10 protein-coding genes are annotated in these 11,065 nt (G+C 71.8%); 3 read left to right on the top strand and 7 right to left on the bottom strand.

The genetic code is table 11. From position 1 onward, the window contains the following. Positions 1 to 3 precede the first annotated feature (3 nt). Positions 4 to 1,419: a lipase maturation factor family protein gene (locus ACFXAZ_RS32840; protein ID WP_384598565.1), complete on the top strand. Its 1,416-nt coding sequence runs from the start codon at positions 4 to 6 to the stop codon at positions 1,417 to 1,419. Positions 1,420 to 1,483: 64 nt separating this feature from the next. On the opposite strand, the gene ACFXAZ_RS32845 is transcribed toward ACFXAZ_RS32840, so the two are convergent. From ACFXAZ_RS32845 to ACFXAZ_RS32875, 7 genes are all read right to left on the bottom strand, one after another. Then, entirely contained in the window at positions 1,484 to 2,344 is an 861-nt protein-coding gene (locus ACFXAZ_RS32845) for an amidohydrolase family protein (RefSeq protein WP_384598567.1), read from the bottom strand. Between the two features lie 109 nt (positions 2,345 to 2,453). Next, a complete protein-coding gene (locus ACFXAZ_RS32850; RefSeq protein WP_384598569.1) occupies positions 2,454 to 3,506 on the bottom strand; it encodes an aldo/keto reductase in 1,053 nt (350 codons plus the stop codon). Further along, entirely contained in the window at positions 3,503 to 4,261 is a 759-nt protein-coding gene (locus tag ACFXAZ_RS32855; RefSeq protein ID WP_384598571.1) for an SDR family NAD(P)-dependent oxidoreductase, read from the bottom strand. Before ACFXAZ_RS32855 ends, ACFXAZ_RS32850 begins: the two co-directional genes overlap by 4 nt. Then, complete coding sequence (locus tag ACFXAZ_RS32860; protein WP_384598573.1) at positions 4,258 to 5,610, bottom strand: L-fuconate dehydratase; 1,353 nt, start codon at positions 5,608 to 5,610, stop codon at positions 4,258 to 4,260. Before ACFXAZ_RS32860 ends, ACFXAZ_RS32855 begins: the two co-directional genes overlap by 4 nt. Positions 5,611 to 5,670: 60 nt before the next feature. Then, positions 5,671 to 6,702: an ABC transporter permease gene (locus ACFXAZ_RS32865; protein ID WP_384598575.1), complete on the bottom strand. Its 1,032-nt coding sequence runs from the start codon at positions 6,700 to 6,702 to the stop codon at positions 5,671 to 5,673. After that, entirely contained in the window at positions 6,695 to 8,227 is a 1,533-nt protein-coding gene (locus tag ACFXAZ_RS32870) for a sugar ABC transporter ATP-binding protein (RefSeq protein WP_384598577.1), read from the bottom strand. The genes ACFXAZ_RS32865 and ACFXAZ_RS32870 overlap by 8 nt, the downstream gene beginning before the upstream one ends. After that, complete coding sequence (locus ACFXAZ_RS32875; RefSeq protein WP_384598579.1) at positions 8,227 to 9,294, bottom strand: sugar ABC transporter substrate-binding protein; 1,068 nt, start codon at positions 9,292 to 9,294, stop codon at positions 8,227 to 8,229. Before ACFXAZ_RS32875 ends, ACFXAZ_RS32870 begins: the two co-directional genes overlap by 1 nt. 184 nt (positions 9,295 to 9,478) lie before the next feature. Here ACFXAZ_RS32875 and ACFXAZ_RS32880 point away from each other — a divergent pair, with 184 nt between their 5' ends. Further along, on the top strand, positions 9,479 to 10,216 hold the full coding sequence (locus tag ACFXAZ_RS32880) for a FadR/GntR family transcriptional regulator (RefSeq protein ID WP_384598581.1): 738 nt from the start codon (positions 9,479 to 9,481) through the stop codon (positions 10,214 to 10,216). A gap of 174 nt (positions 10,217 to 10,390) precedes the next feature. Then, complete coding sequence (locus ACFXAZ_RS32885; protein ID WP_384598583.1) at positions 10,391 to 11,041, top strand: HD domain-containing protein; 651 nt, start codon at positions 10,391 to 10,393, stop codon at positions 11,039 to 11,041. Positions 11,042 to 11,065: the final 24 nt, after the last annotated feature.

Consider the following 11,065-nt stretch of genomic DNA (forward strand, 5'->3'; position numbering starts at 1 on the left):
GCCGTGGACTGGTTCACCGCATCCGAGTACTGGCTGAGCCGGCTGGTCTTCCAGCGGGCGCTGGCCGCCGTGTATCTCGTGGCGTTCCTGACGGCCGCGCTCCAGTTCCGCGCGCTGATCGGGCGGCGCGGGATGCTGCCGGTCCCCCGGTTCGTCGCCCAGGTGTCTGTCCGGCAGGCGCCCAGCGTCTTCCACTTCCACTACTCCGACGGGTTCTTCGCGGGGTGGGCATGGTCCGGCGTGGCGGTGTCGGTCGCGCTGCTGGCGGGCGTGGACGCGCTGCTGCCGCTGTGGGCGGCCATGCTGCTGTGGCTGCTGCCCTGGCTGCTGTATCTGTCGATCGTCAATGTCGGCCAGACCTGGTACGCGTTCGGCTGGGAGTCCCTGCTCCTGGAGGTCGGTTTCCTGGCGGTGTTCCTCGGCAACGACGAGGTGGCCCCGCCGGTCGTCGTGCTGTTCCTGCTGCGCTGGATCCTGTTCCGGGTCGAGTTCGGCGCCGGTCTGATCAAGCTGCGCGGCGACCGCTGCTGGCGCGACCTCACCTGTCTCTACCACCACCACGAGACCCAGCCGATGCCGGGCCCGCTGAGCTGGTTCTTCCACCATCTGCCGAAACCCGTGCACCGGATGGAAGCGGCGGCGAACCACTTCACCCAACTCGTCGTCCCCGTCCTCCTCTTCACCCCGCAGCCGATCGCGTCGGCCGCCGCCGCGCTGATGATCGTCACCCAGTTGTGGCTGGTGCTCTCCGGCAACTTCTCCTGGCTGAACTGGGTGACCATCGTGCTGGCCCTGTCCGCGATCCGCTTCCCGGGCGAGGCACCGGCCGCCGTCCCCGCGGCCCCCCTCTGGTACGTGGTCGTCGTGCTCGCCGTGTCCGCGCTGCTGCTGGGCCTCAGCTACCGCCCGGCGGCCAACATGGTCTCCCCGCGCCAGGTCATGAACCGCTCCTTCGACCCGCTCCACCTGGTCAATACGTACGGCGCCTTCGGCAGCGTCAGCCGGGTGCGCCACGAGGTGGTGATCGAGGGCACGGCCGACCCCGTACCGGGCCCGGAGGCACGGTGGCGGGAGTACGAGTTCCGGGGCAAGCCCGGTGATCCCCGGCGCTGGCCGCGTCAGTTCGCCCCGTACCATCTGCGCCTCGACTGGCTGATGTGGTTCGCGGCGCTGTCGCCCGGCTATGCCGGACCGTGGTTCGGCGCGCTGGTGGAGCGGCTGCTGGAGAACGACCGCGACACCCTCAGGCTGCTGGGCCGCTCCCCCTTCCCGCCCGACGCCCCGCCCCGCTTCGTCCGCGCCCGCCTCTACCGCTACCGGTACACGACCTGGCGGGAGCTGCGGGCTACGGGCGCGTGCTGGGAGCGGACGTATGTACGGGAGTATCTGCCGCCGACCCGGCTGGACGACCGGGGGTGACGGCGACCGGCTGGACGGCCGGGGACGACGGCGACCCGGCTGGACGACCGGCGCTGAGGGCGGATCAGGGCCGTACGGCAGGCGGCCCGAGGTCGTACACCCGGGTCGCCGTGGCGTCGAAGAGGTCCGCCCGCTCGTCCTGGCTCAGCCGGGCCGTCAGTTCCCCGGCCGCCGAGACGACCTGCCCGTAGGACGCCGCCAGCGTGCACACCGGCCAGTCCGAGCCGAACATCAGGCGGGCGGGGCCGAAGGCGTCCAGGACGGTGTCGGCGTACGGGCGCAGGTCGGCGACCGTCCAGGCGGTGTGGTCGGCCTCGGTGACCATGCCGGAGACCTTGCAGACCGTGTTCGGCAGCGCGGCGAGGGTACGGACCGCCGACTCCCAGGGTTCCAGGGCACCGGAGGCTATGGGGGGCTTGCCGAGGTGGTCGAGGACGAAGGTGAGGCCGGGGTGGTCGGCGGCGGCCTTGGCGGCGGCCGGGAGCTGGCTCGGCCGGACCAGCAGGTCGTAGACGAGTCCGGCGTCGGCGACCGCCGCGAGGCCCCGGCGGACGTCGGGGCGCAGCAGCCAGTCCGGGTCGGGTTCGCCCTGCACCTGGTGGCGGATGCCCTTGAGGCGGTCGCCGCCCGGGAGCGCGCGGAGCCGGGCGAGGTCGTCGGCGATGCCGGGGGCGGTGAGGTCGGTCCAGCCGACGACTCCCGCGATCAGTTCGTGCGCGGCGGCGAGGGCGAGGAACTCCGGGGTCTCCTCGGCGACGGTGATCGTCTGGACCAGGACCGTGCGGTCGATCCCGGCGGCCTCTGCTTCGGGCCGCAGATCGGCGACCGTGAAGTTCCGTCGCAGCGGCGCCAGCTCGGGGCCGGTGATCCAGTCCTGGTCGCGTACCGACAGGTCCCAGACGTGGTGGTGGGCGTCGACGGTCATGGCAGCTCCCCTACGACGGACAGGGCGGCGTCGGCGCCCGCGCCCGCGCGCTGGGCGGCCTCGTACGGCTCGATGCGGTCGGCGCGGACCTTGGTGCGCGGGGCGATGCTCATGACGGCACTCCCGGCAGGCCCGCGGGCAGCAGGCCTTCGTGGACCAGTTCCCGCCAGAAGGCGGCGGGCACGGCCCTGCGGAACTGTTCGGCGCAGTCATCGGTCTCGGCGGCCGAGCGGGTGCCGACCAGGACGGCGGCGACGGCCGGGTGGGCGGCGCAGAAAGCGAGGGCGGCGGCGCGCAGGGTGGTGCCGTGGCGTTCGGCGACGGCCTTCAGGCGCAGGGCGCGGGCGAGCAGGTCGGGGGGCGCGGCGGCGTAGTCGTAGGTGCTGCCGGGTTTCGGGTCGGCCAGCAGGCCGGAGTTGAAGGCGCCGCCGAGGACCACCGAGACGTTCCGCTCCCGCGCCGCGGGCAGCAGCTCGGTGAGAGCGCTCTGGTCGAGGAGGGTGTAGCGGCCCGCGCACAGCACCACGTCGATGTCGGTGTCCCGGACGAAGCGGGTGAGCATGGCCGTCTGGTTCATGCCCGCGCCGATCGCGTCGACGACGCCCTCCGCGCGGAGCTTCTCCAGCGCCGGGTAGCCCTCGCGGAACGCCTGCTCGGCGTGGTGGTCGGCGTCGTGGAGGTAGACGGTGTCGACGCGGTCGAGGCCGAGGCGTTCGAGGCTGGACTCCAGCGTGCGGCGGACGCCGTCGGCGGTGAAGTCCCAGACCCGGCGGTGCGTGGCGGGCACGGCGAAGCCGTTGGCCAGGTCGTCACCGGTGGGGCCGTCGATCGGTTCCAGTCGTCGGCCGACCTTGGTGGAGACGGTGAATTCGGTACGGGGGTGTCCGCGCAGGGCGGCGCCGAGGCGGCGTTCGGACAGGCCGAGGCCGTAGTGCGGGGCGGTGTCGAAGGCACGGATGCCCTGGCGCCGGGCGGCGGCGACGGTCTCGTACGCCTGTTCGTCGGTGAGGGCGGTGAAGAGATTGCCGAGGGGGGCGGCACCGAGGGCCAGGGCGGCGGCGGGGGTCGGTCCGTCGGGGGTAGTCGGTGTCGAGCCGGCGGGGACTGCGGGTGTCGGACCGTCGGGGGTGCCCGGCCTAGGACCGTCGGCGGCGGCGGTCATCGGGTCGCCGCCGGGCGCAGGCGCAGGCCCTGCATGCCGCCGTCGACGGCGAGGGCGGTGCCGGTGGTGGCGCCGGACAGGGGGCTGGCGAGGTAGGCGATGGCGCCCGCGACCTCGGCGGCGGAGACCAGCCGTCCGGAGGGCTGGCGGGCCTCCAGGGCGGTGCGCTCGGTGGACGGGTCGTCGGCCGCGCCCAGCAGCCGGCCGATCCACGGAGTGTCCACGGTGCCGGGGTTGACGCAGTTGACGCGGATGCCCTCGCGGACGTGGTCGGCGGCCATGGCGAGGGTGAGGGAGTACACCGCGCCCTTGGTGGCGCTGTAGAGGGCGCGTTGCGGCAGGCCCGCGCTGGCGGCGATGGAGCAGGTGTTGACGATCGCCGCGTGCGCGGAGTCGCGCAGGTGCGGGAGACAGGCGCGGGCGGCGCGGACCATGCCGAGGACGTTGACGTCCATGACCCGGTGCCACTCGGCGTCGTCGTTGTCCTCGACGGTGCCCTGGGCGCCGATCCCCGCGTTGTTGACCAGGACGTCCAGCCCGCCGAGGTCGGCGACGGCCGCCGCGACCGCCGTACGCACGGAGGCGTCGTCGGTGACATCGGCGCGGTAGCCGAGGAGCGGCTTGTCCACGGCGGAGGGGTTCAGGTCGAGCACGGCCACCTGGGCGCCGCGCGCGGCGAGGAGGTCGGCGGTGGCCCGGCCGATGCCGGAGGCTCCGCCGGTCACCAGGGCCCTCAGGCCCTCGAAGTCACTCATGCCGCCTGGCCCTTCTTCGGGTTGCTCTCGGTCTCAAGGTCGGCGGCCCAGAAGGTGCCGCCGGGGAACGTGTAGCGCTCGATGGACTCGGGCCGCATCTCGGCCGAGAATCCGGGTGCCGTGGGGGCCCGGTAGTGACCCTGGCCGATCACCACCGGGTCACGGAAGTGGTGGTGCAGATGATCGACGTACTCGATGACCCGGTTCTCGGTGGTGCCGGAGAGAGCGAGGTAGTCGAACATCGACAGGTGCTGGACGAGTTCGCACAGGCCGACGCCGCCCGCGTGCGGGCAGACGGGGACGCCGAAGCGGGCCGCGAGCAGCAGGATGGCGAGGTTCTCGTTGACACCGCCGACGCGGGCGGCGTCGAGCTGGAGGACGTCGATGGCCCCGGCCTGGAGCAGTTGCTTGAAGACGATGCGGTTCTGGACGTGTTCGCCGGTGGCGACCTTCACCGGGGCCACGGCCGCGCGGATGGCGGCGTGCCCGAGCACGTCGTCGGGGCTGGTGGGCTCCTCGACCCAGTACGGGTCGAACTCGGCGAGCGCCTCGGTCCAGCGGATCGCCTCGGCCACGTCCCAGCGCTGGTTGGCGTCGATCGCCATCCGGATGTCGGGGCCGATCACGGACCGGGCGACCCGGCAGCGCCGGATGTCGTCGGCCAGGTCGGCGCCGACCTTCAGCTTGATCTGCCGGTAGCCGTCGGCGACGGCCTGGGCGGCGAGCCGGGTGAGCTTGGCGTCGTCGTACCCGAGCCAGCCGGGGGACGTGGTGTAGGCGGGGTAGCCGCGCTCCAGCAGCCGGGCACGGCGCTCCGCTGCGCCCTCGCGTCCGCGCCGGAGCAGGTCGAGGGCGTCGTCGGGGGTGAGCGCGTCGGAGAGATAGCGGAAGTCGATCTGCCGGACCAGCCACTCGGGTTCGGCGTCGGCGAGGAACTGCCACAGGGGTTTGCGGGCGCGTTTGGCGGCGAGGTCCCAGACGGCGTTGACGACCGCGCCGATCGCCATGTGCATCACGCCCTTCTCGGGCCCGAGCCAGCGCAGCTGACTGTCGCCGATCAGGTCGCGGAAGAGCGATCCGGGGTCGGCGCACAGCTCGTCGACGGACCGTCCGGTCACATGGTGGCGCAGGGCGTGGATCGCGGCGACCTGGACCTCGTTGCCCCGCCCGATGGTGAAGCTGAAGCCGTGCCCCTCCGGCTCCTCGTCGCCGTCGGTGCGCAGCACGACGTACGCGGCCGAGTAGTCGGGGTCCGGGTTCATCGCGTCGGAGCCGTCCAGCTCGCGCGAGGTGGGGAACCGGATGTCGTGGGTGTCGACCGCGGTGATGCGGGCGGGCGTCGGGCTCACGGAGGGCCTTTCGGACGACGATGGGGGCAGGGGGTTCATGGAGGGCAGGGGGGAGGGGGGTCAGTCCTGGGCCCGGCCGGTCGTCACCCGGGCGATCATCAGGGCGATCAGGATGATTCCGCCGTAGATGGCCTGGATCCAGAAGGAGGGGACCTGGGCGAGGGTGAGCAGGTTCTGCACCACGCCGAGCAGGAGTACGCCGGTCAGGGCGCCGAACATGGTGCCCTTGCCGCCGTCGAGGCTGATGCCGCCGATCACGGCCGCCGCGAAGACGGTGAAGATCATGTTGTTGCCCTGGTTGGCGCTGATCGCGCCGACGTACCCGGTCTGCATGATCCCGCCGACGGCGGCGAGGACTCCGGCGACGACGAACACGCCGAGCATGACCCGCTCGACGCGGATACCGGCGGCGCGGGCCGCCTCCGGGTTACCGCCGATGGCGTACAGCGCGCGGCCCACGCGGTGGTACTTGAGGACCAGTCCGGCGACCGCGAAGGCGAGGGCGGCGAGCCACACCGACATCGGGATGCCGAGGAAGGTGGTGGTGGCCAGGGAGTAGAACGAGTCGGGCATGCCGAACAGGGTCTTGCCCTCGGTGGCGCCGACCAGCAGTCCGCGCAGCACGATCAGCATGGCCAGCGTGACGATGAACGCGTTGAGCTTGAACTTGACGACGAGGATGCCGTTGAAGGCGCCGACCACCGCGCCCGCCACCAGGATGGCCGCCAGGGCGAGGACGGCCGGGAGTTCGGTGCCCCACCCGGAGGCCGCGGCGGGCAGCACCAGCAGGGCGCCCACGGCGGGCGCGATCCCGACGACCGACTCCAGGGACAGATCGAACTTGCCGGTGATCAGTACCAGCGACTCGGCGAGCACCACCATGGCGAGCGCGGCGGAGGCGCCCAGGATGGAGATGAGGTTGCGCTCGGTCAGGAACGAGTCGTTGACCAGCGCGCCCAGGATCAGCAGCAGCACGAGGGCGGGCAGCAGGGCGAGTTCCCGGGCCCGGCGGAGCAGGACCGTCCTGGCCGAGGCGGGGGCGGCGGGGGGCGCGAGCGGACCGATCGCCTTGGTCGCCTTGATGTCAGCCATGGTGGTCCACTCCTTCGATGGAGGCGATCAGCTCGTGGTCGTGCCAGCCCGCCGGGTGCTCGGCGACGACACGGCCGTGGAAGAGGACGAGGACCCGGTCGCAGCGGCGCAGGTCGTCGAGTTCGTCGGAGACGACGAGCACCGCGATGCCGTCGTCCCGGGCGCTGTCCATGCGGGCCAGCAGGGACTCCTTGGACTTCACGTCCACCCCGGCGGTGGGGTTGATCAGCACCAGCAGGCGGGGGTCGGAGGCGAGCGCGCGGGCCATGACGACCTTCTGCGCATTGCCCCCGGACAGATCGGAGACGGGCTGGTCGGGGCCCTCGGTGTGGATGTCGAGGCGGTCGATGAGGCCGGCGGCGACCTGGCGGCGCCGCTCACCGCCGACGAACCCGAACCGGCCGAGCCGGTCCAGGACGCTCAGGGTGGCGTTGTCGCCGACGGTCATGCCGGACACCAGCCCCTGGTCGTGCCGGTCGCGCGGCACCCAGCCGACCCCGGCGTCCAGCGCGGCCCGCACCTGCCCGAACGGCAGCGGGCGCCCGTCGATCAGCGCGGTCCCGGCCGTGGGGGTGTGCAGCCCCGCGAGCGTCTCGGCCAGCTCGATCTTCCCGCTGCCGCTGATCCCGGCGAGCCCGACGACCTCACCCCGGCGCACGGTCAGCTCGATGCCGTCGTACGAGGGTGAGGTGAGCCCTCGTACGTCGAGCAGGACGGGAGCGTCGGCCGGCGTGGGGGCGCCGCGCCGTCGTCCCGTCCGGACCGTCCGATCGGCGACGTTCTCCCCCGCCATGGCCTCCACCAGGGCCTGGCGCGGGAGGTCGGCGACCGGCGCGGTGGTGATCCAGCGGGCGTCGCGCAGCACGGTGACGGTCTGGCAGACCTCGTAGACCTCCTGGAGATGGTGGGAGATGAACAGGAAGGTCACGCCCGAGTCCTGGAGCGCCCGCATCCGGGTGAACAGACGTTCGATCTCCCGGTTGTCGAGCTGGGCGGTGGGTTCGTCGAGGACGATGAAGCGGGCACCGAAGCTGAGCGCGCGGGCGATCTCCACCATCTGCCGGTCCTCGACCTTGAGGTCGGCGGTGCGCGCCTCGGGGTCCACGCGCACATCCCAGGTGGCGAGCAGGTCGGCGGCTTCGGCGCGCAGCCTGCGCCAGCTGATGAAGCCTCGGTGCAGTGGCTGACGATTGATGAACAGGTTCTCGGCGACCGTGAGTTCCGGGACCACGGTCGGTTTCTGGTAGACGCAGGCCACCTTGCGGCGCCAGGCGTCGCGGTCGGTGAGCGGGGGCGCGGGTTCGCCGTCGAAGCTGACCGTGCCCTCGTCGGCGGCCTGGAGGCCGGTGAGGATCGAGACGAGGGTGGACTTTCCGGCGCCGTTGCGGCCGACGAGCGCGTGGGACTCGCCGGGCAGTACGGTGAGCCGGCCGTCGCCCAGGGCGGTGGTGGCGCCGTACCGCTTGACGATGCCCCGGGCTTCCACCAGGGGCTGGTGTGGGGGTTGGCTGCGTTGGCTGCTCATCAGACCGTGTTGCCCCACAGCTCGGGGTCGTCCACGTTCTCCTTGGTGACCAGCGGCGCGGGCAACTGGTCCTCCAGGATGCCGCTGGGCAGCTTCACGATCTCGGAGCCGTGGTCGGTCGGGCCGGGCTCGAAGGTCTTCCCCTCCATCGCGGCCTTGATGTAGTACATGCCGAACTTGGCGTACAGGTCCGCCGGCTGCGACACCGTCGCGTCGATCTCGCCGTTGCGGATGGCCTCGTACTCCTGGGGGATGCCGTCGTTGGAGACGATCGTGATGTGGCCGTCCTCGCCCGCCTTCTTGAGCATGCCCTTGGACTTGAGGGTCTGGAGGGTGGGCGCGAGATAGACGCCGCCCGCCTGCATGTAGATGCCCTTGAGGTCGGGGTTGGCGTTGAGCAGGGTGTCCAGCTTGGACGCGGCGGTGTCGGACTTCCACTCGGCGGGGATCTCCAGGACCTCCAGCTCGGGGAAGTTCTCCTCGACGCAGGAGCGGAACGCCTCAGAGCGCTCACGGCCGTTGACCGAGGCGAGGTCGCCCATGATCTGCACGACCTTGCCGGAGGGGATCTGCTCGCCGAGGTACTGACACGCCTTCTCCCCGTACGCCACGTTGTTGGCGCGGACCACCATCGCGACCTTGCCCTGGTCGGGCGCCACATCCACGGCGACGACCGGGACGCCCTTGCGTTCGGCCTGGTCGAGCCCGGCCTCGATCGCGGCGCTGTCCAGGGGGGCGACTATGAGTCCCTTCACACCCTGGTTGAGCTGGTTGTTGATGTCGGTGATCTGCTGCGAGGGGTCGCTGTTGGAGTTGACCGTCTTCAGCGCGTCGACGCCCTCGGACTCCGCCATCTTCGGTACGTAGTCGTTGTACGACTGCCAGAACGGCGAGGTCAGCAGGGGCAGGATCACCCCGACCTGACCCTCGCCGCCACCGCCGGACGCGTCCGCGCCCCCGGTGTCCTCGGTGCTGCCGCACGCGGTGAGCGCGAGGGCGGCACAGGCCGCCGCCGCCAGGGCGCGCGCGGCGCGTGAGGGAGCGAAACGTCCAGTTCCGTCGGCCATCTGCCAGCTCCTCAAGAAGCGTGATCGAGCAGTTGCCCGCATATTTATCAGACCACTTCACCTCGCCGACACCCTTGGGACGCCATTTTCCCGGTTTTTTGGCCCAAGTGGTCCGACCACCTCGATAGTGGTCCGACCACTTCCCCGGTTAGACTGCGGCGCACCCGGCGACTGGAGGAGTGGCGTGAACGAGACGGCGACGACGGAGACCGGGTCCGGTGACGAGGCGGCGACCGCGCAGAAGGGCACGGTTCCCCAGCGGGCGATCGAGCGGATCAAGGCGATGATCGCGGAGGGCTCGCTGGAGCCGGGGCAGCGGCTGCCGACCGAGCGCGATCTGGCGGTCCAGCTCGGCATCTCCCGCAGCTCGATGCGCGAGGCGATCCGGGCGCTGACCGTGCTCGGCGTCCTGGAGGCCCGGCACGGCTCCGGCATCTACGTCACCCAGCTCCAGGCCGGCGATCTGCTGGAGACCTTCGGCGTGGTGGCCGATCTGTCCCGTGGCCCCCGGCTGGTCGAACTCCTGGAGGTGCGCCGGATCCTGGAGTCCACCGCGACCGCGCTGGCCGCCGCCCGGATCACCCCGGAGCAGCTCGCCGAGGTCGAGCGGCATCTCGCGGCGATGAACGCCACCGAGGACCCCGAGCAGATCCTCGCCCACGATCTCGCCTTCCACCGCGAGATCGCCACGGCCGCGGGCAACGAGACCATGGCCGCGATCCTGGAGGGCCTGTCCTCACGCACCTTCCGGGCCCGCGTCTGGCGCGGCTACCAGGAGGAGGGCGCGTTCGAGCGCACCCGGCGCGAGCATGCCGCGATCCATCGCGCGCTGGCGGCCCGCGACCCGGAGGCGGCACGGGCGGCAGCCGCCGCGCATGTGGGCGAGGTGGAGCAGTGGCTGCGGGCGCAGTTGGCGACGTGAGGCCGGGAGCTGATCCGGGTGCGGCCGGGGGCTGATCCGGGTGGGGCCGGGGGCCCTGCCCCACTCTGGACTCATGTCCGGATCCGAGGGGCACGTGTCCGTACGGACACTCCTGTTCTCCTTCCCCCTGCGGTTGATTGATGGTGAGCAATCGATTCCAGGAGGCAAGGCCCCATGACCACCACCGAACCCCACGAGATCGCCGGCATCACCGTGCCGGACAGCGCCCTGGTCCGCGAGGCCACGGAACTCGTCCGTGACGAAGCATCCGAGGTGGTGTACCACCACTCCCGCCGGGTGTTCTTCTGGGGTTCCCTGCGCGGCCGGGCCCGGGGGCTGGCCGCCGACCCCGAACTGCTCTATGTCGGCGCCCTCTTCCACGACCTGGGCCTGACCGAGCGCTACCGCCGCGCCGACCAGCGTTTCGAGATCGACGCCGCCGACGAGGCCCGCAGGTTCCTGGTCCGGCACGGCATCGCCGGCGCGTCGGCCGACCTGGTCTGGCAGGGCATCGCGCTGCACACCACGCCGGAGATCCCCTGGCACATGGCCCCCGAGGTCGCGCTGGTCACGGCCGGTGTGGAGGCTGATGTGCTGGGCCTTGGCCTGAAGGAGATCGGCGACGACGCGCTGAAGCAGGTCGTGGCGGAGCACCCGCGCCCCGACTTCAAGCGGCGCATCCTCCAGGAGTTCACGGACGGCATCGCACACCGCCCGCAGACGACGTTCGGCAATGTGAAGGCCGACGTCCTGGAGCGGTACGTGCCCGGTTACCAGCGGGAGAACTTCGTCGACATCATCCTGAACTCCGACTGGGCCGAGTGACCCCCCCGGGGGGGCGGGCGCCCC

Origin of the sequence: Streptomyces sp. NPDC059477 (assembly GCF_042749375.1) — a bacterium.
In the GTDB taxonomy this organism is placed as follows: Bacteria; Actinomycetota; Actinomycetes; order Streptomycetales; family Streptomycetaceae; genus Streptomyces.